Raw genomic sequence first — 21,191 nt, forward strand, 5'->3', positions numbered from 1 at the left:
AAAGGCAGACTCGTTGAAATTATCGTGCGCGGGCGGCGTGCCGTGCGCGGCGGTTCGTGTCTTGACGTACACAAGCCCGCAGCCGTGCGGCAGTGGTGGCCCGCGTCATGCCATGCCGATTTCGCTGGTGGTGGTTTCTCCGGATGTGCCGGACAGCAGGCGTTCCCAGTGCGTGCCGATTTCGCCCGGCGTGAACCTTTGTGCGTGACGGCGGCCCGCTTCGGACAGGCGGGCCGCCAGTTCGGGACTGGTGATGACCGCCGCGATCCCACGCGCCAGCGCGGCGGGGTCGTCGACCGGACTGAGCTGGGCGTTTTCTCCGTGAGTGAGCATGGCCTTCACCCCGGTCTCGCAGTTGGTGGCGACCACCGGCAGGCCATATGCCATCGCCTCCAGCAACACCAGCGAAAAGCCTTCAAAGCGGGAACTGAGGCACAAGAGAGAGGCGTCGCGGTACACCGACTCGATATCGCTGCGTGCCGGTTCGATGTGTACGCAGTCCTGCAGGCAGAGCCGGTCGCGCAGCTGTGTCAGGGATTCGAGCAACTCGCCGTTGCCCACGATCCGCAGCCGCCAGTCCGGAAACGTCGTGGCGATGGGCACCCACGCTTGCAGCAGCACGTCGAAGCCTTTGACGTCGGCCAGGCGCCCCACGGCAACAGCGGTGCGGGACGTGCGCGCAGCCGGCTCGGCGGGGATGGGGAAGGTCAGGATATTGGGGATGACGTCGATATTGGTGCAATGCAGGCTGCGTACCCATTTCTCGCGGTCCAGCTCGGTCAGCACCACGATCCGCTCGCAGGTGCGTGCGGCGAGGCGGCGCGCGATGCTGCGCAGCGGCAGGCCCAGGTCCTGGTCGAAGTTGCAATGCTCCCAGGCAATGCGGCGCATGCCCAGCCCCAGGCATGCCGGCAGGGTGAACAGCGTCAGCAAGGGGTCGACTTCCACCAGCACCGCAATCTTGTGCTGCCGGAGGTAGCGCCGCAGGCGCGCGATGGTGGGCAGGAATTGCGAACGGAAGGAAGGGCGCCGATCGAACAGGGCGTCGTGCCGGACCGCCGGATCGAGCCGGAAGCAGCTGCGGGGATCGCACAGGCTGAGGATGTGGATGTCGTGGCCGCGCCGCGCCAGCTCGTTCGCCACCGTGGCGGCCATGCGCTCGGCCCCGCCGAATACGTTCAGCGTGCCGGTCAGGAAGCAGATCGCCGGCGCCGCCGTCGCGTCGGCGTCCTGGTGCCGGCCCGGGCTACTGGTAGCGCGCGGCCGCATCGGTGGCCTCCACGTGTGGCGCCGCGCCGGCGCTGGCGAGCCTTGCATACAGGCGCAGCCACTCGCGGGCAATGACCTCGATGTTGAATGCCGCCGCGATATGCTGGTGCCGCGCCGCTTCGTCGACAGGCTCACCGCGCCCGTGCGCGACCGCGTCGCGAATGGCGCGCGCCAATGCCGCGGTATCGCCACGAGGGACCAGGGTGCCGATGGTGCCGAGCATGGCCGGGACGCCCGAGGCATCCGTGGCGACCACCGGGCATCCGCACGCCAACGCTTCGCCCACGACCAGCGGCATCCCTTCGATCAGGGACGACAGCACGAACAGATCCGCCGCATTCAGCAGCGCCGGCACGTCCGCCCGCTGGCCCAGCAGACGCACGCGCCCGCTCAGCCCGTACTGTGCGATGCGCTGCGCCAGGGCATCGCGCAGCGGCCCGTCGCCAGCGATCATCAGCAACGTGCCGGGCCCGGGGCACGCCTGCGCGAAGGCATCGATGAGGTCGGCCTGGGCCTTGTCCGGCACCAGCCGGCCAACGTTGAGGACGAACCGGTCGCCCGGGCCCAGGCCGAGCCCGGCACGGGTGGCGGCGCGCTGTTCAGCGCTGGGCCGGTAGCGGGTGGTATCGAAGCCGTTGGGCATGTAGATGATGCGCGTCTCAGGGGCCGCCCGCACCTCGATCATGCGCTGCCGGCCTTCGTTGCTGACCTGGGTGGTGAGATCGGCCCAGCGGTCGGTGAGGCGGTACGCCAGCATGCGCCAGGTGCTGCCCTCCATGTAGTTGTGCGCCGTGCAGATCGTGGCGGGGACCGGGCACACGCGTGTCAGCAGGCGCGCGACCAGGTTGGCGTGAACCAAGTGGGCATGGATGACGTCGGGGCGCCAGCGCAGCACGAACCGCCGGACCTGCATGAGGGTGGCCAGCAATGCCAGCGGGGTCTTGCGTATCGCCAGCATCAGGGTCTCGACGCCTTCCGGAAGCTTCACCTCGCAGCCCGGCATCAGGCTGATCACTGAGACCGCGTGTCCCAGCGACAGGTACTGGCGCGCGAGCGCGGCCACCTGCTGTTCCGCGCCCCCCATCTGCAGGCAGGTGATGAGCAGGGTGATCCGCATTGGCCCGGCTGGCTTTCCGGATTGGCTCTGGTCCATCCTGTCTCCTCGGCATGGTTGATGCGGTCCCAGGCACGCTACCGCTGCCGGAGCGCGGCATCTGTTCGGCGTCGAACGCAGGCGCTTGCCCCCTGCGCCATGACGGCCGGCGAGGTTCTGTGGTGTACGACACGTTCCCGCGCGCTCGGGTGGTTCACAGGGACGGGCGAATCGGATTTCATATCTCCTGTACATGGCACAGGCGGCGGGAATCGATCATGAAGCGCGTTCTGGATGTTGTCCTCACGTCGGTGGCGCTGGTGGTGCTGGCGCTGCCCTTGCTGGTCGTGATGGGGCTGGTTCGCTGGAAGCTTGGCGGTCCGGTCTTCTTCCGGCAGACGCGGGCAGGCCTCGACGGCAAGCCCTTCGAAGTCATCAAGTTCCGCACCATGACGGATGAGCGCGGTCCCGATGGCGAACTGCTGCCCGACGCGCAACGGATCACGCCGTTCGGCTGGATGATCCGGCGCACCAGCATCGACGAACTGCCGGAGCTCTGGTGCGTCCTGAAGGGCGAGATGAGCCTGGTCGGGCCGCGCCCGCTGCCCACGTTCTACCTGCCCCTCTACTCGCCAGAACAGGCGCGGCGGCTGCTGGTCCTGCCGGGCATCACGGGCTGGGCGCAGGTCAACGGGCGCAATTCGCTGAGCTGGGAGGAGAAGTTCCGGCTGGACGTCTGGTACGTGGATCACCAGTCGTTCTGGCTCGATCTCAGGATCCTGTGGCGAACCATCGGCACGGTGCTGGCCAAGGAAGACATCAGTGCCGCCGGCGAAGTCTCGGCGACCCGCTTCTGCGGGAGCAAGGAGGCGCCATAGACGCCATGGGCGCCGTGGCTCGCACCGCAACCCTTGGGGAATTGCCAATGCTCGATACCGGATTCTCGCCCTGGCCCAGCTTCAGCCGCGAAGAGGCGCAGGCAGTGCAGCGCGTGCTGCTCTCGAACCGTGTCAACTACTGGACCGGCACCGAGTGCCGCGACTTCGAAAAGGAGTTCGCGGCATGGTGCGGCGCCGAGTACGCCGTCACCCTGGCGAACGGAACGCTGGCGCTCGATGTGGCGCTGCATGCGCTGGACATCGGGCCGGGCGACGAGGTGGTCGTCGCGCCCCGCACCTTCCTGGCCAGCGTTTCATGCGTCGTCAATGCGGGGGCGAAGCCGGTGTTCGCGGACGTCGATCCGGACAGCGGCAACCTCAGCGCCCACACCATCGCGGCCGCGCTGACGCCGCGCACGCGCGCCGTCATCTGCGTGCACCTGGCCGGTATGCCGTGCGACATGGACCCCATCATGGCGCTGGCGCGCGAGCACGGCTTCAAGGTGATCGAGGACTGCGCGCAGGCGCACGGCGCCGTCTACAAGGGACGCATGGTCGGCACCATCGGCCATATCGGGGCCTGGTCCTTCTGCCAGGACAAGATCATGACCACAGGGGGCGAGGGAGGCATGGTCACCACCGACGATCGCGAGCTGTGGTCGCACATGTGGTCATACAAGGATCACGGCAAGAGCTGGGAGGCCATGCATGGCCGCGCGCATCCACCAGGCTTCCGCTGGGTCCACGACGCCTTCGGCACCAACTGGCGCATGACCGAGATGCAGGCCGCGATCGGCCGCATCCAGTTGCGGCGCATGGCTGACTGGCACGAACGGCGCACCGCCAACGCCATGGCGCTGGCAGATGCGCTTGGTGCTTGCGATGCTCTGCACGTGCCGCTGCCGCCAGCCGGGATCGAGCATGCCTGGTACAAGTTCTATGCGTTCGTGCAGCCCAGGGGCCTCGCCGAGGGCTGGAGCCGCGACAGCATCATGGCTGCCATCAATGCCGCCGGCGTGCCCTGTTATGCGGGCATCTGTGCCGAGGTCTACCTCGAGAAGGCCTTCGACGGCACCGGATTGCGCCCGCCTGCACGGCTGCCGGCAGCGCGCGCGCTGGGCGAGACCAGCCTGATGTTCCTTGTGCATCCCACGCTCACGGATGATGAAGTGCGCATGACCGGGCAGGTGGTGCGCAGCGTGATGCAACAGGCAACGCGCGTGGCGGCTTGATGGCGACTTTCCTGTGGAACCACTACCTCTATTTCGGCGAAAGCCGCGTGGCATTGCCGCTGGTGGCCTGGGTCGCGGTCTGCTTCGTCGTGGCCGGGCAAGGCTGGCGCGCGCTGCGCTGGGCGGTATCGTTCGGCGTCGGCGGCGCATTGCTGATGGCGGCCAAGTCCGCGTTCAGCTACGCCGGCTGGTCCCTTCCGACCATCGGCGTCTACAGCGTCAGCGGGCACGCCATGCTGACCGCAGCGGTGTACCCGGTGCTGCTGATGCTGCTGGGTTCCGTGCTGGGCAGGCAGATGGCATGGCTCGGACTGGCGACTGGGGTGGGGCTGGCCTTGTTCATGCCCGTGGTGCTGGTGACGGATTTTCACCATACGATCGGTGAGTCGCTCATCGGGCTGGGGGTCGGGTTTGCCGTTGCCGGGGTGACCCTGTGGCGCTGGCGGCCGGTTGGCTTTCTGCACGTCGGCGCGGCCGTGGCATTGCTGGTGCCGGTGGCGCTGCTGTTCGACCCGCGCGACGCCGTCGAAGACTTGCAGGGCGCGTTGCGCAGCCGCGTCATGCTCTGGACGGGAGCGACCGGCGAATACTGGCGCAGCATCGACCCGGATCCGGCAACGGGAAGGCGGGTCATCTCCGTCGGGTTTTGGAGTGAGAGAGACACGTCAGGGCAGGTCCCCCATCGGCGCCGGCATCACAGCGCATGGCCGTCGTATGAAGTTCTCATTGAGCGCGCTGGACGGCACCCATGAAATCTGCCACGGAATTCGGCTCATTCTTCCCGCTCGACCCCGCCGTCCCCCTGGGCGGTGAGGCCTGGCTGCGCCCGGGCGACCTGCTGACCGGCACCGGCCGCGATGCGCTGCGCGCGATGGTGGCGCACGGGCGCTCGCACGGATGGCGGCGGCTCTATGCGCCCAGCTACTACTGCCATGCGGTGCTGGACGACATCGCCCGCGACATCGACGTGCGCATGTATCCGCATGCTCCGTTCGGCGGCCCGGCGCAGCTTGCGCTGGGCGACGACGAGGCCGCGATCGTTCCGGAATACTTTGGCCTGCAGGCCGAGGTGGAGGTGCAGGGCGGCAGCGTCCTGCTCGACCGCTCCCACGACCTGCTCGCCACCTGGTCCTACGCGCGGGCGCCGGACTATGTGTTTGCGTCGCTGCGCAAGACCCTGCCGGTGCCCGACGGGGGACTGGTGCGGCCGCCGCCCGGGCAGCCGTTTGCACGTTCGCTTGCGCCCACGCCGGCACATGTGCGCGCCGCCGCCAGCATGGCCGCAGCCATGGCGATGAAGGCGGCGTACCTGGCCGGCGCGCAGGTCGCCAAGGCGGCCTACCTGGCGCTGGCCGCCGAGGCCGAGGGCAATCTGCGCAGCGATGCCGAAATCTCCGGGCCATCGGCGCTGACGCGCGTGCTGGCGCCGGCCGTCGATCTTGGCTGGATGCGGCAGCGGCGGCAGGAGAACCTGGCGCTGCTGGCCCGCTGTTTCGCCGGCCCGCACGCCGCCCTGCCCGCCGGCATGCAATGGCGGGAAACGCCGGCCTTTGGCATCCTGCTGTGCGCCGATGCGCCGCAGCGCGAGCGCGTCCGGCAACGGCTGATCGGCGCGGATGTCTATCCGGCGGTGCTCTGGCCCATGACCTGGCCCGGCGTCCCCGAGGACAACCACCGCCTGTGCGGGCGCATACTGGTCCTTCATGCCGACTACCGCTACGGCCTGCACGACATCGGGCGCCTCGGCGAGATCATCTTGCAGATCGCCGCCAGCATTGCCGCAAATCCCGATACTTCCGACGAGGACCGACGATGATGAAGATCAATCTGCTGGAGACCTCCAGCGCCGAGTGGCTCGACGTGCTGCAGCGTTGCCGGCACGACAGCCACCATATGCCGGGATGGCTGCGGGCGGCGCAACATGAAGGCAGTGGCAAGGCGTTTGCCATCCACGTCATGGATGACGGCCATGAACTGTTCGTGCCGCTGCTGAACCGCGACATCAACGGCAAGGACTGGGATGCAAGTTCGCCCTACGGGTTTGCCGGCCCGCTCGTCAGCGACGACGCGCCGGACGCGTTCATTGACACCGCCTTGTCCGAGGCCCTGGAACTGCTGCGCGGGCGCGGCTGTGTTTCATGCTTCATCCGGCTGAATCCGATTGTCAACGCGCCATGGCGCAGCGCCGTCGGCACGCTGGTCGATCATGGCATGACGATCTCGATCGACCTCTCGAAGAGCGAGGCCGAGCATTGGCACGACACCTCGCACGGGCACAGACTGGAGATCTCCAAGGCCATGCGCGCGGGGGTCACGGTGCGGCTGGACGAGACCCTGGAAACGCTGCCGCATTTCATCCGTCTCTACAACGCATCGATGGACCGGCTGCGTGCTTCCGACTACTACTTCTTCGACGACGCTTACCACTACACGCTGGCCCGGGAGCTCGGCGACCGGCTGCGGCTGTTCGTGGCGGAGGAGGATGGCGTCATCATCGGCGGCGCGACCGTCACGGTGTCTGACGGCACCGGCATTCTTCAAGGCCACTTGATGGGCATCGACGCACGCTACCGGCACCGTCAGCCCAGCAAGATCATGCTGCACGCCATCCGGCAGTGGGGACGGGAGCAAGGCCACCGCTATTACCACCTCGGCGGAGGCCTCGGCGGCTCGGCCGAGGATTCGCTGTTCCGCTTCAAGCGCGGGTTTTCGCCGGACACCCATGTATTCCGCACGCAGCGGGTGGTAGTGGATCCCGGCAAGTACCTGGCGCTGTGCGACGGCACGCCCTCGGTGCTTGAGGATCTGAGCGGATACTTCCCTGCCTATCGACGGTAGGCCCGGCAGGGCCCGGGCACGGATGACGAACGACAGCCGCCCTTTGAGGCGGCTGTCGTGTCTGGCAAGCAGCGCTCGGGGGATGGCGAATCAGAGCTTGCCCGGGCTCGAGAGCGACACCGGCTTCGCTTCGCTGGCCAGCTCGGGCTGGCCCAGCGCGTGGGACGCGACCCGGCGCAGCACGACCTGGCGCGGCACCCTGGCGTCGTCCGGCGTGTCCTGGATGGCCTGGCCGCTTTCGGCGGGCACGGCAGCAGGCACCGGCTTGCGGCTGGCGTCGTCGAGCGAGGTATACGGGGCGTATTCCGGCACGATCGCCTGCACCATCGTCTGGATCTTCAGTTCGTCGCGGGCGTCGCAGGCCGCGTAGAGCCGGGTCAGCATCTCCCGCAGCTCCGCCTCCTCCAGGCTTGGCTCCTGGGAGCACATGATGCGTTCGTGGTCGCTGGGCGTGACATTGCCGCCGATCAGCAGCTCCTCGTAGAGCTTCTCGCCCGGGCGCAGGCCGACGAACTTGACCTCGATGTCCCCGTTCGGGTTCTTGGGGGTGCGCTCCACCAGCCCGGCCATCTCGATCATGGTCCGGGCCAGATCCACGATCCGCACCGGCTGCCCCATGTCCAGCACGAACACCTCGCCGCCGCGGGCCATCGCGCCCGCCTGGATCACCAGCTGCGAGGCTTCGGGGATCAGCATGAAGAAGCGGATGACATCGGGGTGGGTGATCGTGATCGGCCCGCCCGCTTCAATCTGGCTGCGAAACAGGGGAACCACGGAGCCGGAAGACCCCAGCACATTGCCGAAGCGGACCATCGCGAAGACCGTGCGGGTGCCGGGCCGTGCCGCCGCGGCCTGGAAGATCAGCTCCGCGATGCGCTTGCTCGCGCCCATCACGTTGGTGGGGCGGACGGCCTTGTCGGTCGAGATCAGCACACAGGTCTGCACGCCAAAGCGGTCAGCCATGTTGGCGATGGTGAGCGAGCCCAGTACGTTGTTGCGAATGCCCTCGGGCATGTTGCTCTCGACCAGGGGCACGTGCTTGTAGGCCGCGGCGTGATAGATGGTATCGACCTGCTGGCCCTGCATGGCGGCGGCCACGGCATTGGCGTCGCACACCGAGCCGATGCGCGCCAGCAATGGCACCCCGGGGAAGTTCCGGCGCAGGTCCTGCTCCACCATGTACAGCGCCCATTCGGAATGGTCGAACAGGATCAGCTTGCGCGGCTGCTGCGTGGCAACCTGGCGGCACAACTCGCTGCCGATGGAGCCGCCCGCGCCGGTCACCATGACGACCTTGCGGTGCGTGCACTTGGCGAACAGCGCCTCGCGCGGCGGCACGGCTGGCCGGCCAAGCAGGTCCTCGACCTTGACCTCGCGGATCGACTGCATGGTGATCTTGCGGTCCACCAGCTCGAGCAGCGTGGGCAGGGTGCGCACGCTCACGGCGTATCGATGCAGCTTGTCCAGGATGCGCTTGCGCCGGTCCGGCGACAGCGAAGGCACCGCCAGCACCACTTCGTCGATGCCCAGCCGCTGCAGCTGCTCCCGCATGCGCGAGGTATGGAACACCGGCAGGTCGGTGAAGGTGTGGTTGTCCAGCGAAAGGTCGTCGTCGAAGAAGCACACGGCCTCATGGTCGACGCTGGCGCGCATGGCGTTGGCGAGCTGGAAGCCGGCCTCGCCGGCGCCAAAGATGCCCACGCGCCGGGTCGGGCGCCCGCGGGCGCTGCGCCACAGCTCAGTGCGCCGCAGCATGGCGCGGATCAGGAAGCGCGAGATCACGACGTAGGCGAAGGCGATGAACCAGTAGATCAGCAGGCCGGCGCGCGGCAGCCGGCTGTCATTCATGAGAAAGGACACGGCGTAGGTCAGCCCGACCATGGCTGCCATGCTGATGCCGGCGGCCCACAGCACCTTGAGGTCGATGTAGCGCAGCACGGTCCGGTACAGGCCGCTGAACGAAAACACCGGGATCGTGCACGCCGCGATGAACAGCGGCGGCAGCAGGCCGTACTGGACGATCAGCTCCTGATTGCCGGAGCGCAGCAGCAGGGCCAGCGCGAAGCACAGGGGCAGGGCCAGCAGGTCGACCGTCATCATCAGCACGATCTTCTGGCGGCGCGAAAGGGATAGCAGGCGCAGGGAGCGCGGGGCTGTCATGCCCGGAACTCCTGCAACACCACCGCTGCCATTGTCACTGCTACCCGCATGGCCCACAGGCTCTGGCTGGCGGGAACCGCTCGATGCATCCATATCGGTGTGTCCATTGCACGGCTCTTCTGCCCGGAAGGCGCCGGCGTCAGCCTGCGACTGGCTGTGATGCCATGGGTCGCCGTGGGTTCACGCATCACCGTGTGCCGGCGTGAATCCGCTTTCCTGCAAAGCTATCGTTTCTGCGTGGTGTGGCGCAATCGGGCTACGTGCGCTGCCGAACGTGGAATGGCGATGGGCCAGGGCACGCAGAAACGGGTACGCATGCCATTGCCGCCAGCTGGTGTCGTCATCGATCGCGCCATGGCAGGCTGGCGCAGAGGGAGCACGGGGAAAGGGCGTTATTGCCGCGGCGCAGGCGCTGCAATGCGGGTACGTGCGTTGCAGCACAGGCGCTGGCGAGGGAGCGCAGAAATGGGTACGCTCCCCGGGCCTGCGTGGCGGTCAGTCGCGCGGCAGTGGCGCGCTGAGGCCGGTCCCTGACCCCTGGCGCCCGGCTGGTCGCGGGCCGCGTAGCAGCTGCCACAGGCAAGTCGCCGTGTCATAGAAGGTGCCGGCGCCGCGCAGGCCGGCTGCGCGCAGGTGGTGCGCAAGGTCGTGCGGCAGGGCCAACAGCAGGAACAATGCCGTCTTCAGCGGGTGCTCCGGGCCATGGTCATAGCGCCGGCAGGCCACATACAGCCGTGAGGCGTCGCTGGCGGGGCACGGCCGGTCGGCCGACACCGATGGCAGGCGCTGGTTGACTGCGCTCGGGACCATCTCAATGCGGTAGCCGAATTCCTGCACCGCGCGTGCGGCCAGTTCCAGGTCGTCGTAGCCGACGGCAAGGTGCTCGTCGAACGACAGGTTCTCGAACAGCTCGCGCGGGAACACCGCGCTGTGCAACAGCACCGAGCACAGGCGCTCGCCGCGGCGGTAGTCCAGTGTCGGGTAGCCCAGGAACGCCGGCTTGCGCGGAGCGCCGCGCCGCCCCTGGCAGACCTCGGTCCCGGTCAGGATGAGCGGCGTCGCGCAGCCGGCGGTGGCCCGCCGGAGATGGTCGTCGGCTACGGACTCGGTCATCTGCTGCAGGAAGGTTGCGCCCAGCAGGGTCTGGTCATCCAGGAACAGTACGTGCGAGCCGGTGGCCGCGCGCAGGGCGCGGTTGCGGTTGGCGGCCCTGGAGCGGCGCGGGCCTTCCAGGTAGGTGATGTCCGGATAGTCCCGGCGCATCATCTCGCGCGTGTCGTAGCCGCTGCTGTCGTCGGTGACGATGAGCTGGTGCGGCGGCATGGTGGAATCAGCGACCGATTGCAGCGTGTGCCGCAGCTGCTCGGGATGGTCGCACGTGGAGATGCACACCGAAACGGTGGGCAGGAAAGAGCTTGCCGGCATGGTGACCCCTCCAATGTTCGGCAGATGGCAGACGCCTGCGCCGGCCCGTCTGGTGCGGGCGCGGCGCAGGGTCCTGAATTACAGCACCGGGCTGGCGGCCTGGAACGCGGCGTCGCTGGTGCGGGATGCAACCACCGGGCGCGCGTTGCTGCCGCGCGTGAGGCGTTCATCGCCGCTGACCCACTCGAGCGTCGCGCCACGCTGCAGGGCGGCATAGACGGCCTCGCCCTTGTTGCGTACCTTCAGGCGCTGGTACAGCGTGCAGGCGTGGCTCTTGACCGTGGCCACCGAGATATTGAGCATGCGGCTGACGGTCTTGATCGGGTAGCCGCGTGCCAGCAGCACCAGCACCTCGTACTGGCGCGGCGTGATCTTCAGCATTTCGGCTTCGTCGTAGCTGGGCTCTTCCTCGACCAGCGGCGCTGGGCTGGTGGAAGCCGGGGCCGACAGCGGCTGCCCCGGCCGCAGGCAGGTGAGGTCGCGCACCGCCACGGTGGTGCGCGCGGCTCCGGGCGTGCCGGCGCATGCCACCAGCGACAGTTGCTCGCCTGTGAGCGCGTGCGCAGGGTTCAGCGGCAGCGGCGCGGCCGAGGCCAGCGACTGCACCGCCGGCATGGCCGAGCGCGACGCCGACGGCATGGAGCCGGTCTCGGCCGAGAACAGCAGCCCCTGCACGCCTGACACCGCCAGCCGGATGGCCGCCTCGATCACCGCAAGCGAAGCGGATTTCGGCAGGCAGCCGCATACGCCGCGTGCGCTGTCCGCGTTGGGCACATGCAATGGCAAGATGTCCGCCAGGATCAGGATGCGGTGCGGCGACAGGGCTTCGCGGGCCTGTTCGAGTTGCGGCCAGCCAGACCCCACATCGGCGGGCATGCCGAATACCAGCAGGTCGGCATTGTGGTGCCGGGAATCCAGCCTGGCGATGTCCGCAGGCGCAATGGCGGCAACCTGGGCGGACTCCTGGATGTTCTCGAGCATCTGCAGCAGCCCGAGCCGGAGCAGTGGATGCTCCTCGATCAGCAACGCATTCATTGTCTTCACTCCCCGTTACTCGGGAGCGGACTGCGGGGCGCTTTGCGTATGGAGGGGCATTGCAGGACAGCAGTCACCCGCGGCGACTGGCTGCTTGTCTGACCCCCATGCTTCCATGCTCCCGCAGTCCCGTTCTTCTGGATGGAACTTGTCGGCGGCTGGAAGGTTGACCCGAACCCGGACCCGAAAGATTCTCGCTCCTAAATCGGCTTAAATTCATCTTATGGGCTGGTTGAATGGAATGCAAGCAGGCCGGTCTGGGACGAGTAGGGGTGGGAATGAAAGGACATACATAATCCTTTCAAAAATCACCCAAATGCGCCGGTCCAGGTTCCGCAAACGCCGCGCTGGCGCGGGGTCCAGGAGGTTTCATGGATGTGACATCCGGATTTAATTTGGTTGCAGCACTGAAACAGATAGCATTATTGACACCCCTCGTAAGTAGTGTTCTTAACCCCATCGTGGGGTATCGGTAATATATCTGCGGCGGATTGCTCCAATCATGAAACGCCGCTTTCATATGTGTTTTCGAAATAGGCCTGCCTGATTTTCAGGCAGGTCGGGCGCATGGCCTAATGCTTCTGGATGAGAGACGTCTCCCACCTCGGGATGAGCCCTGCGGCGTCGGCTGCACCGGCCTGCACCGGGCTTGCCACCGCCTGCCGGGAGGGCAGGGCGGCGGGCCCGGGGCCGGCCGGCAGGTCCGCCCGCGGAGGCGTCAGCGGGCCCAGTGGCCGGGGCGCATGACCCAGCCGTGCGGGCCGCGCACCCAGCGCTCGGGCACATAGCGGTAGCCTGGACGCTGCGCCTGCCAGTAGCCGCCACGCCAGTCGTAGCGCCCGCCGGTGGCGGCCCAGTGGCCCGGCACCCAGACCTGGCCGCGGCGCGCGGCGGGGTGCGGTTCATAGCGCGGCGGCGGGGGCGGATGGCCATAGCCGTGGGCGACCACCACCGGCTGGGCCTCGGCGGGGGCGGTCAGTCCGAAGACGCCGCCCGTGGCGAGGACGGCTGCGGCAAGCAGGAGCTGGCGTTTCATGTGGATTCTCCTTGGGGCGGTTGGAAGTGGCTGGATCGATCAATAGCGGTCGTAGTGGTGGTAGCGCGGCGGCGGCCCGCCGCGCGGTGGCACTACGATGCAGGCGGACAGCAGTGCGGCCGTGGTGGACAGCAGCACCACCAGCGAGAGGGCGCGTTTCATATGGACTCCTGGCGGGTTCGCGTTGGACACGGCTTCAATGTAGCGAGCCGGCCCCGCACTGCGCGCTTGCACTTGTAAGGCTGTCTCACATGGGCTTGTCCCGCTGGCGCAGGCCTGCGCCGAGCGCGCGGCATCCCGGAAGCCCTTGCGTATCAAGGCATTGCGCGCATGGCGGCAGGCCCATGGCGTGGTGTTCGCGTGCCGGGTCGGAGGTAATGTGACGTTACACCGGAAATAATTCTCGCAAGGCAATGGGCCCCGGCGCGGGCGTTGCACGCTTTGTGGGCGGTCTGGCTGGGCACGCAGAAACGGGTACGCCGCGATGGTGCGCGATGCCTCGGCATGGCCCGGTGAAGGGCGTACTGGTAGCGTCACGGCGCCATCGTGGTGCCGTCACGGGACTTCAGGCGCGCATTTCAGTGGGGCGGAAATGGCATGAAGCTTGCGCCATGGGCTATACCAGTCGGAAGTGGCCTCGTGTGCTTGAAGGAGGCGTCATGCCGGTCATGCTCATCGTGCTTGCCCTGCAATGGCTGCAGGGGTTGTCGCCGCCCGCCGCGGCGTTGTTCGCGCTGCCTCAGGAGATGGCGCCCGTGGACGCCGCGGCCATCATCGAACCCGCGCTGACACGCTGACATGGGCTGACGCCGGGGTGGTATGACCACCCTGCCGCCGTGGCAGTCCGAGTGGTTCCATCCAACCTACCACTGTCATGGAGTCAGCATGAACCGCAGCGACGTCACCGACCTCATCATCGAAGCCAAGGTCACCCGCGGCATTACCTGGGCGCAGGTGGCCGAGCGCGTCGGCCGCAGCAAGGAATGGACAACCGCGGCGTGCCTGGGCCAGATGGCATTCGACGCCGCCGGCGCGCGCGCGGTGATGGAGGCGTTCGGGCTGCCGCCCGAGGCCGAGCCCTGGCTGCGCGAGGTGCCGTACAAGGGCTCGCTGCCGACGCAGGTGCCGGCCGATCCGCTGATCTACCGCTTCTACGAACTCATCAGCGTGTACGGCACCACGTTCAAGGCGCTGATCCATGAAGAGTTTGGCGACGGCATAATGAGCGCGATCGACTTCCGCATGGACCTGCAGCGCGAGCCCGATCCCAACGGGGACCGGGTGCGCATCGAGATGTCGGGCAAGTTCCTGCCCTACAAGACTTACTGAGGGGCGACTGCGCGCACGGGCGGCAGCGCAAAGGACACGTCATAGCGCGCCGGGTCCAGGCGCATGGTCAGCACGCCCACCAGCGCGGCGCAGGCCAGGTGGTACCACCAGCCGGCGGCGAAGTCGCCGGTGCGTTCGTGCAGCATGGCGGTGATCCAGGGCGCCAGCGACGCCAGCAGGAAGCCGCCGCCCTGCATCAGGGCGCTCAGCGCGCCGGCGCTGTCGGGGTCCGGCAGGTGGTCCAGCGCCACCACCAGGTACAAGGCAAAGCAGCCGCCCAGGCCGGCGCCGCCGATCACGGCCCACGCGTGCGGCGCGGCGTCGGGCCACAGCGCCAGTCCGCCGAAGCCCGCCACCTGCATGGCCAGCGCCAGCGCCATCCAGGCGCGGCGGTCCAGGCTGCGTGCGGCCAGCACCGGCAGCAGCAGTGCCGCGGCGGCCTGCGCCACCGCCATCAGCGCCACCAGCGACCCGCTCGCCGAAGCGCTCCAGCCGTGGTCCTGGTAGAACGGCGCAAGCCACGCCACCAGCGACGCATAGCCGCCGTTCATGACGCCAAAGCAAGCCATCAGCAGCCAGGTGCGCGGACGCCGCAACAGCGCGCGAGTTGCCCCCGCCGGGCGGCTTGCCGGTACCCCGGGGCCGCGCGCCGCGGCGCGCGGCAGCGCCACCCAGGCCAGCGCCAAGGCTGCCAGCGCGGGCATGGCCCACAGCGCCAGCGCATCGCGCCAGCTGCCGGCCAGCGCCGTCACGTAGGGCGACAGCTGCGCGCCGAGCGCGCCGCCGCCCATCAGTGCGGCGGAGTACAGCCCCATCACCGGCGCCACGCGCCCCGGGAATTCCTGCTTGACCAGGCCCGGGCAGGCGGCCTGCACCACGGCCACGCCCAGCCCGCACAGCGCGGCCGAGGCGATCAGCCAGGTGCCGTCCGCCACGCCCAGCCGCAGCGCACAGCCGGCACCCAGCAAGGCCAGCGCGCCCAGCACCGCAGCGCGCGCACCCAGCCGTTCGCGGATGGCCGGCCCGAAGAAGGCGCCCACACCCATCAGCAGCATCGGCAGCAAGGTCAGCCAGGCCATGCCCTGGTAGCTGAGGCCGGTGCCGGTGCGGATGGCCGGGGCCAGCGGCCCCACCGCGGTCAGGAACGGCCGCAGGTTCAGGCCGATGCCGGCGACCGCGGCCAGCACCAGCCAGCGCGGGGTGGTGCGGATGTTGCGGACCGCGCTGCCGTTGGCGCCGCGCGCGCCCTCAGCCACGGGGCGCGCGCGGGCCGTAGAGCTGCGCCGCAGAGAGATCGACCGGCACCCGCGTGAGCGGCAGTGGCGGCGAGTTCAGCGACAGGCGCAGCGCCTGGTAGGCGGCGTCGCTCGACATGCCGTAGGGCGCCGCATCTTGGTTGTCGAAGGCGTAGTAGACCGCCTGCACGCCGGCCATGGTCATCGCCGCCAGACACATCGGGCAGGGGTGGCCGCTGGCGTAGATCACGCTGCCGCGCAGGTCGGGACGGCCCAGCTTGCGTGCGGCGGCGCGCACCGCCTCCATCTCGGCATGGGTGGTGGGGTCGTGGCTGTGGACGATGTCGTTGACGCCGGTGGCGACGGCCTCGCCGTCGAGCACCAGCACCGCGCCGAAGGGGCGCGCGCCACGGTCACGGTTGGCCGCTGCAAGGCGAATCGCCTCGCGCATGAATTCCTGGTGAGTGGTCATGGTTGGCAAAGAAGTGAGTGCATGCTCTCGAACAGGGCGGCATGGGTCTTTGAGGGGCGTTCCCGGCGGCTGCAGGGCGCGGGCCGGGGCAGCGTGCCAACTGTACGCGGGGGCTTGGTAATTGGGAAATTAAATGATGAAATCGCCGGCAGTGGAAAAATCAATGGATAAACCGGCCATGCACGACCCTCGCCTCGATCCCGTGCTGCTGCAGAGCTTTGTCGCGGTGGCGGAAAGCGGCAGTTTTACCCGCGCCGCGCAGCGCGTGCACCTGACCCAGTCTACGGTCAGCCAGCAGGTGCGCCGGCTGGAAGACCAGCTCGGCTGCGTGCTGCTGGACCGCGGCGGCCGCTATGTCACCACCACGCCCGAGGGCGAGCGCCTGCTGGGCTACGCGCGCCGCCTCCAGCAGCTGATGGCCGAGGCGGTGGGGCAGCTGCGCCAGAGCGCTGGCCAGGGCGAGATCCGCATCGGCGTGCCCGAGGACTTTGCTGCGCGGCCGCTGACGCCGGTGCTGGCCGGGTTTGCCGATGACTGGCCGGGCATGCGGCTGGAGGTGACCAGCGGCATGAGCCATGAGCTGTGGCAGCGCTTCCAGGACCGGGAACTGGACCTGGTGCTGGTCAAGCAGCGGGTCGGGCAGGCGCCGGGGCTGGCCAGCTGGCCCGAGCCCCTGTGCTGGATCGACAGCCGCGGCCGCCCGGCGGTGGCGCGCGACCCGGTACCGCTGGTGGCATTTCCGGTGGGCGGGCTGTACCGCGGCGAGATGACGCACGCGCTCGACGCCGGCGGACGGCGCTGGCGCGTGGCCTTTGTCAGTGCCAGCCTGGCCAGCATCCTGGCCGCGGTGGCCGACGGCCTGGGCGTGACGCTGCTGCCGCGGCGCCTGGCCACGGCCCAGCACCAGGTGCTGGAGGACCACGGCTGGCCCGCCGCGGTGCCCGACGTCGAGCTCAGCCTGCACGCGCAGCCGGATCTGCCGGCCGCGGCGCGCGACATGGCCGCACGGCTGGCCGCGCTATGCGAGACCGTGATGGGACCGGGCGAGCCGCCGGATCAGCCGAAGAACTCGTTGTAGTAGCGGGTGCAGGTGCCGGCCGGGCGGAAGGTGTAGGGCAGCTCGGCCATCGCCGCGGCTTCCAGCGAGCCGAACGGGATGTCGGGCGCGGCCAGGGGGCCGGCTTCGGGGGCGGATTGGTGGTCGGGGCGCGCAAGCTGGGCGCGGGGGTTGGATGGCGAAGTCATGTCAGGCTCATTCTCAAGGGCCGGGCACTGCACCCGGAAATTGCGGATCGGCGTTGTCAACGCGTGCAGCCATCCTAATGCTGCAGCGCGGCGCAGTCAGCCACCCCAGCCTGAACACACTGTTGCGCAATCGGGCCCAATCGGGGCGACTTGCCCGGCGTTGCCCGCGCCTGGGTGCCGCCGGCGACTTGTGCCAACGCCGTGCGCGGCAGGGTCTATATTTGGCTGAGGGTTGCCTGCGCCGCTTGCGTTGCGGCCAGCGCGGCCCGAGTGCCGCTGACCTTTCGGAGCGTGCCATGTCGATGCCACCATGCTTTGCCGATCGCCGCGAGGCTGGCCTGTACCTGGGCCGCCGCCTGGCTGAGCTGGGTTTCGGCGCCGCACAACTGGGCCAGCCCGCGCTGGTGCTGGCGCTGCCGCGCGGCGGGGTGCCGGTCGCGTTCGAGGTGGTGCGCGCGCTCGACGCGCAGCTGGATGTGCTGCTGGTGCGCAAGATCGGCGCTGCCGGCTATCCCGAGCTGGCGCTGGGCGCGGTGGTGGAGGGCGATGCCGGCGGCGGCGGCCCGCACACGGTGGTCAATGACGATCCCTGGGCGCGGCGCGCCGTGGAAAGCGGCAGCTTCGATGCCGAGCGCGGCCGCCAGCTCGACGAGATCGCGCGGCGCCAGCAGCGCTATCGCGGCGGTGCGCCGGTGCCGGCGCGCGCCGGGCGCACGGTGATCGTGGTCGATGACGGCGTGGCCACCGGCGCCACCATGCGCGCCGCGCTTGAAAGCGTGCGCATGGCCGGGGCGGCGCGCGTGGTGGCGGCCACGCCGGTGGGGTCGGGGGAGGGGCTGGCTAGCCTGTCGGCCGCGGCCGACGAGGTGATCTGCCTGAACACGCCACCCAGTTTCGGCGCGGTTGGCGCGTTCTACCTGGATTTCTCCCAGACCAGCGACGAAGAGGCGCTGGCCCTGCTGCGCGCGGCGGCGGCGCCGCCTGCGCGCTGAGGTTCGCTCAGCCCTGGTCCGCCTGGCCCTTGCCCAGGCGCGCCTTCAGGTGCGGCACCAGCCCGCCGGCGGCCAGGATCGCGCGCAGGAAGTCAGGGATGGGCTCGCACGCGACCAGGCTACCGTCGTCCAGGCGCAGTTGTGCCGACGCCAGGTCCAGCACCGCGTGCGCGCCGTCGGCCAGGCGGCTGGTGTCGGCGCAGACCAGCACCGGCAGGCCCAGGTTGATGGCATTGCGATAGAACAGCCCGCCGAAGGACTGCGCCACCACGGCGCCCACGCCCAGTTCGCGCAGTGCCTGGGGCGCCTGCTCGCGCGAGGAGCCGATGCCGAAGTTGGCACCCGCCACCAGCACGTCGCCGGCGCGCACGCTGCCGGGAAACTCCGGGCGCAGCGAGGCCAGGCAATGCCGGGCCAGCACCGGCAGTGGCGATTTCATCAGCACGGCGGGGGCCATGGCATCGGTGTCGATGTTGTCGCCGAAGCGCCAGAGGCGGCCAGCGGGGGCGGGGGCGATAGCAGAGGTCATGCAAGAAGTCTGTCCCGCCAGGCGGGCACTAAGTCAGGCCCGCAGCGTTACTCCAGCAGGGTGCGGGGATCGGTAATGCGGCCGGTGACGGCGCTGGCGGCCACGGTCATCGGCGAGCCCAGCCACACGGCGCTGCCGACGTCGCCCATGCGCCCGGAGAAATTGCGCGCCGTCGACGCAATCGCGCGGCTGCCCGCCGGGAAGCGCGCCGCGCCATAGCCGGCGCAGGCGCCGCAGGCGTTGGGAAGCAACGTGGCGCCGGCGTCAGTCAGGATGCCAAGCGTGCCCTCCTGCTCGGCCAGCAGCTGGTCGCGGCGCGAGGCCGGCGCCACCTGCAGGGTCACGCCCGCGGCCACGTGGCGCCCGCGCAGCACGCGCGCGGCCATGCGCAGGTCTTCCAGTTTGGCGCCGGTGCAGGCACCCAGGTAGGCGATCTGCACGGGCTCGCCGGCGGCCTGGCCTACCGGCGCGCTGTTGGCCGGGGAGTGCGGCGCCGCCACCTGCGGCACCAGTGCCGCGGCGTCGAAGCGGTGGGTGGCCAGCACCGGCGCGTCGGGGTCGGTGCGCCAGTGGGCCAGGTCGATCGCGGCCAGCGTCTGCGCCGGCACGCCGGCCTCGGCCAGCCAGCCGAGCGTGACCGCATCGGGCGCCACCAGGCCGGTCTGCGCGCCGAGCTCGGCGCTCATATTGGCCAGCGTCATGCGCTCCTGCATCGGCAGCGCGGCGACGGCGCTGCCGGTGTACTCCAGCGCCTCGTAGCGGCCGCCGCCCATGCCGAGCGTGGCGCACAGGAACAGCATCATGTCCTTGGCGCAGACGCCCGGTGCAAGCTGGCCGTCCCATTGCAGCCGGATGGTATGGGGCACGCGCAGCCAGATCTCGCCGGTGGCCAGCACGCCGGCCATCTCGGTCGCGCCCACGCCGAACATATAGGCGCCGAAGGCGCCGCCGGTGGGGCTGTGGCTGTCGCCGCCAACAATCAGGCGGCCCGGCAGCACATGGCCGCGCTCGGGCAGCACCACATGGCAGATGCCTTCGGCGTCGATGAAGTGGGCGCCGGACTGGCGCGTCCAGTCGCGCGTGAAGCGCAGGATCGACTCGGCCTGGGCATCGCCGCCCGGCACGAAATGGTCGGTCACCACCACGTAGCGCGACGGGTCCCACACGCCGGTGCCAAGCTCCTGCAATAGCGGCGCCACGCGGCGCGGGCCGCTGGAGTCGTGCGACATCGCCAGGTCGACCCGGCAGATCACCACCGTGCCGATCTCTGCATGCGCCAGCCCGGCGGCGCGCGCCACCAGCTTCTGCGCCAGCGTGGCGGGGGTGTGGCTCATTCCGGCGAGGCTCCCGAGTACTTGACCACGGCGGCCCAGCGCTTGACGTCCTGCTTCACGAATGCGGCGAAGGCTTCGGGCGTCGTGCCCATCGGCTGCGCGCCGTCGTTCTCCAGGCGCTTGCGCACCGCAGGTGTTTCCAGCCCCTTGCGCGCGGCCTGGTACAGCGCCTGGGTGACGTCGTGTGGCATGCCGGCCGGACCGAACAGGCCGAACCATGCGCTCGACTCGAATCCCTTCACGGTGGCGCCGATCGGCGCCGCGCCCGGGAACTGCGGCAGCGGCGCGGGGCTGGTCACCCCCAGCACCTTGAGCTTGCCCGCGCGCACGTGCGGCAGCACGTTGATGGTGCTGGCGAACATCAGGTCGCACTGGCCCGCCAGCACGTCGGTGAGCGCGGGCGCGGTGCCCTTGTACGGAATATTGACGATGTAGGTGCCGGTCATCATCTTGAACATGTCGCCAGCCATGTGCAGCGACGAGCCCACCGAGCCGATGGCAAAGTTCAGCTTGCCCGGTTCGGAACGCGCCAGGCGGATCAGCTCGGGCACGTTGCTGGCCGCCAGCTTCGGCGTGGCCACCAGCACGCTCGGCACGGTGGCCACCAGCGTGATCGGGGTGAAGTCCTGCACCGGGTCGAACGGCAGCTTCTTGTACAGCGTGGCGTTGATGGTGTGGCTGGTGAAGCTCATCAGCAGTGTGCTGCCGTCCGGCGCGCTCTTGGCGACCAGGTCGGCGGCGATATTGCCGCCGGCGCCGGGGCGGTTCTCGACCACCACCGGCTGGCCCAGCTCCTGGGACATTTCCTGGGCGATGGTGCGCGCCAGCGTGTCGGTGGTGCCGCCGGCGGGCGCGCCCACCAGGATCCGGATCGGCTTGCCGCCTGCCACCTGAGGATGCCCCTGGGCGGCGGCGGACAGCGGCAGGGCCAGCGCGCACGCGGCCAGGCTGGCCATGGCCAGGCGCTGCACCGCGGCGCGGCGGGGGATCGAAGGCGAACGGGTCGGGCTGGACGGGACCAGGCGGAACACTGGCATGGCGACGGCTCCTCGCTTGATGTGATCAGAGATGCGCAGTATCGCCCGGAAC

The 21,191-nt window shown here is 69.3% G+C and carries 22 protein-coding genes; 9 read left to right on the forward strand and 13 right to left on the reverse strand.

Features of this window, described 5'->3' with window-relative positions; genetic code table 11:
- Positions 1–105: 105 nt before the first annotated feature.
- A complete protein-coding gene (locus tag AC3WL8_RS16715) occupies positions 106–1,269 on the reverse strand; it encodes a glycosyltransferase family 4 protein (protein ID WP_153954317.1) in 1,164 nt (387 codons plus the stop codon).
- On the reverse strand, positions 1,247–2,422 hold the full coding sequence (locus tag AC3WL8_RS16720) for a glycosyltransferase (RefSeq protein ID WP_153954318.1): 1,176 nt from the start codon (positions 2,420–2,422) through the stop codon (positions 1,247–1,249). The genes AC3WL8_RS16715 and AC3WL8_RS16720 overlap by 23 nt, the downstream gene beginning before the upstream one ends.
- A 218-nt stretch (positions 2,423–2,640) precedes the next feature.
- On the opposite strand from AC3WL8_RS16720, the gene AC3WL8_RS16725 reads away from it, so the two are divergent.
- The 5 genes from AC3WL8_RS16725 to AC3WL8_RS16745 are packed head-to-tail and all read left to right on the forward strand — an operon-like array spanning position 2,641 to position 7,310.
- Positions 2,641–3,240: a sugar transferase gene (locus AC3WL8_RS16725; protein ID WP_013951752.1), complete on the forward strand. Its 600-nt coding sequence runs from the start codon at positions 2,641–2,643 to the stop codon at positions 3,238–3,240.
- A gap of 47 nt (positions 3,241–3,287) precedes the next feature.
- Positions 3,288–4,472: a DegT/DnrJ/EryC1/StrS family aminotransferase gene (locus tag AC3WL8_RS16730; protein ID WP_013951753.1), complete on the forward strand. Its 1,185-nt coding sequence runs from the start codon at positions 3,288–3,290 to the stop codon at positions 4,470–4,472.
- Positions 4,472–5,224: a phosphatase gene (locus AC3WL8_RS16735; protein WP_153954319.1), complete on the forward strand. Its 753-nt coding sequence runs from the start codon at positions 4,472–4,474 to the stop codon at positions 5,222–5,224. Before AC3WL8_RS16730 ends, AC3WL8_RS16735 begins: the two co-directional genes overlap by 1 nt.
- Positions 5,221–6,288, forward strand: coding sequence for a hypothetical protein (locus AC3WL8_RS16740; protein WP_153954320.1), 1,068 nt, complete (start codon positions 5,221–5,223; stop codon positions 6,286–6,288). The genes AC3WL8_RS16735 and AC3WL8_RS16740 overlap by 4 nt, the downstream gene beginning before the upstream one ends.
- A complete protein-coding gene (locus tag AC3WL8_RS16745; RefSeq protein WP_492378463.1) occupies positions 6,285–7,310 on the forward strand; it encodes a GNAT family N-acetyltransferase in 1,026 nt (341 codons plus the stop codon). The genes AC3WL8_RS16740 and AC3WL8_RS16745 overlap by 4 nt, the downstream gene beginning before the upstream one ends.
- Positions 7,311–7,400: 90 nt before the next feature.
- Here AC3WL8_RS16745 and AC3WL8_RS16750 read toward each other — a convergent pair whose 3' ends face one another.
- The 5 genes from AC3WL8_RS16750 to AC3WL8_RS16770 form a co-directional block, all read right to left on the reverse strand.
- Positions 7,401–9,470: a polysaccharide biosynthesis protein gene (locus AC3WL8_RS16750; protein WP_013951757.1), complete on the reverse strand. Its 2,070-nt coding sequence runs from the start codon at positions 9,468–9,470 to the stop codon at positions 7,401–7,403.
- A 495-nt stretch (positions 9,471–9,965) separates the two neighbouring features.
- Positions 9,966–10,895, reverse strand: coding sequence for a glycosyltransferase family 2 protein (locus AC3WL8_RS16755; RefSeq protein ID WP_013951758.1), 930 nt, complete (start codon positions 10,893–10,895; stop codon positions 9,966–9,968).
- Positions 10,896–10,973: 78 nt separating this feature from the next.
- Entirely contained in the window at positions 10,974–11,930 is a 957-nt protein-coding gene (locus AC3WL8_RS16760; protein ID WP_013951759.1) for a LuxR C-terminal-related transcriptional regulator, read from the reverse strand.
- Between the two features lie 718 nt (positions 11,931–12,648).
- The gene (locus AC3WL8_RS16765) at positions 12,649–12,966 is read right to left on the reverse strand and encodes a YXWGXW repeat-containing protein (RefSeq protein WP_153954323.1); all 318 of its coding nucleotides are present in this window, start codon (positions 12,964–12,966) and stop codon (positions 12,649–12,651) included.
- Between the two features lie 39 nt (positions 12,967–13,005).
- Complete coding sequence (locus AC3WL8_RS16770; protein WP_013951761.1) at positions 13,006–13,128, reverse strand: hypothetical protein; 123 nt, start codon at positions 13,126–13,128, stop codon at positions 13,006–13,008.
- Between the two features lie 497 nt (positions 13,129–13,625).
- On the opposite strand from AC3WL8_RS16770, the gene AC3WL8_RS16775 reads away from it, so the two are divergent.
- Both AC3WL8_RS16775 and cynS read left to right on the forward strand, forming a co-directional pair.
- Positions 13,626–13,763: a hypothetical protein gene (locus AC3WL8_RS16775; RefSeq protein WP_013951762.1), complete on the forward strand. Its 138-nt coding sequence runs from the start codon at positions 13,626–13,628 to the stop codon at positions 13,761–13,763.
- An 88-nt stretch (positions 13,764–13,851) separates the two neighbouring features.
- A complete protein-coding gene (cynS, locus tag AC3WL8_RS16780) occupies positions 13,852–14,295 on the forward strand; it encodes a cyanase (RefSeq protein WP_041228499.1) in 444 nt (147 codons plus the stop codon).
- Here the strand turns inward: cynS and AC3WL8_RS16785 are convergent.
- Together AC3WL8_RS16785 and AC3WL8_RS16790 are read right to left on the reverse strand one after the other, a co-directional pair.
- Positions 14,289–15,551, reverse strand: a complete 1,263-nt coding sequence (locus tag AC3WL8_RS16785) for a cyanate transporter (RefSeq protein ID WP_013951764.1) — start codon at positions 15,549–15,551, stop codon at positions 14,289–14,291. The two genes, cynS and AC3WL8_RS16785, sit on opposite strands and share 7 nt — an antisense overlap.
- A complete protein-coding gene (locus AC3WL8_RS16790) occupies positions 15,544–16,002 on the reverse strand; it encodes a nucleoside deaminase (RefSeq protein WP_080569576.1) in 459 nt (152 codons plus the stop codon). Before AC3WL8_RS16790 ends, AC3WL8_RS16785 begins: the two co-directional genes overlap by 8 nt.
- A gap of 178 nt (positions 16,003–16,180) precedes the next feature.
- On the opposite strand from AC3WL8_RS16790, the gene AC3WL8_RS16795 reads away from it, so the two are divergent.
- Complete coding sequence (locus AC3WL8_RS16795) at positions 16,181–17,080, forward strand: LysR family transcriptional regulator (protein WP_492378464.1); 900 nt, start codon at positions 16,181–16,183, stop codon at positions 17,078–17,080.
- On the opposite strand, the gene AC3WL8_RS16800 is transcribed toward AC3WL8_RS16795, so the two are convergent.
- Positions 17,059–17,247 (reverse strand): hypothetical protein, encoded by a 189-nt coding sequence (locus tag AC3WL8_RS16800; protein WP_041228500.1) that lies wholly within the window; start codon positions 17,245–17,247, stop codon positions 17,059–17,061. The two genes, AC3WL8_RS16795 and AC3WL8_RS16800, sit on opposite strands and share 22 nt — an antisense overlap.
- A 296-nt stretch (positions 17,248–17,543) precedes the next feature.
- Between AC3WL8_RS16800 and AC3WL8_RS16805 the strand changes: the two genes are divergently transcribed.
- Complete coding sequence (locus AC3WL8_RS16805; RefSeq protein ID WP_436224488.1) at positions 17,544–18,239, forward strand: phosphoribosyltransferase; 696 nt, start codon at positions 17,544–17,546, stop codon at positions 18,237–18,239.
- A 7-nt stretch (positions 18,240–18,246) separates the two neighbouring features.
- Here AC3WL8_RS16805 and AC3WL8_RS16810 read toward each other — a convergent pair whose 3' ends face one another.
- Genes AC3WL8_RS16810 through AC3WL8_RS16820 form a run of 3 tightly spaced genes read right to left on the reverse strand, consistent with a single transcriptional unit; the run spans position 18,247 to position 21,139 of the window.
- On the reverse strand, positions 18,247–18,768 hold the full coding sequence (locus tag AC3WL8_RS16810; protein ID WP_013951769.1) for a LeuD/DmdB family oxidoreductase small subunit: 522 nt from the start codon (positions 18,766–18,768) through the stop codon (positions 18,247–18,249).
- 47 nt (positions 18,769–18,815) lie between these two features.
- Positions 18,816–20,102 (reverse strand): 3-isopropylmalate dehydratase large subunit, encoded by a 1,287-nt coding sequence (locus tag AC3WL8_RS16815; protein ID WP_013951770.1) that lies wholly within the window; start codon positions 20,100–20,102, stop codon positions 18,816–18,818.
- Positions 20,099–21,139 carry a tripartite tricarboxylate transporter substrate binding protein gene (locus AC3WL8_RS16820; protein WP_013951771.1) on the reverse strand — a complete coding sequence of 347 codons (1,041 nt, stop codon included), beginning with the start codon at positions 21,137–21,139 and terminating at the stop codon, positions 20,099–20,101. The genes AC3WL8_RS16815 and AC3WL8_RS16820 overlap by 4 nt, the downstream gene beginning before the upstream one ends.
- Positions 21,140–21,191: the final 52 nt, after the last annotated feature.

The sequence above is a fragment of the Cupriavidus sp. FW305-F7 genome (genome assembly GCF_058782875.1).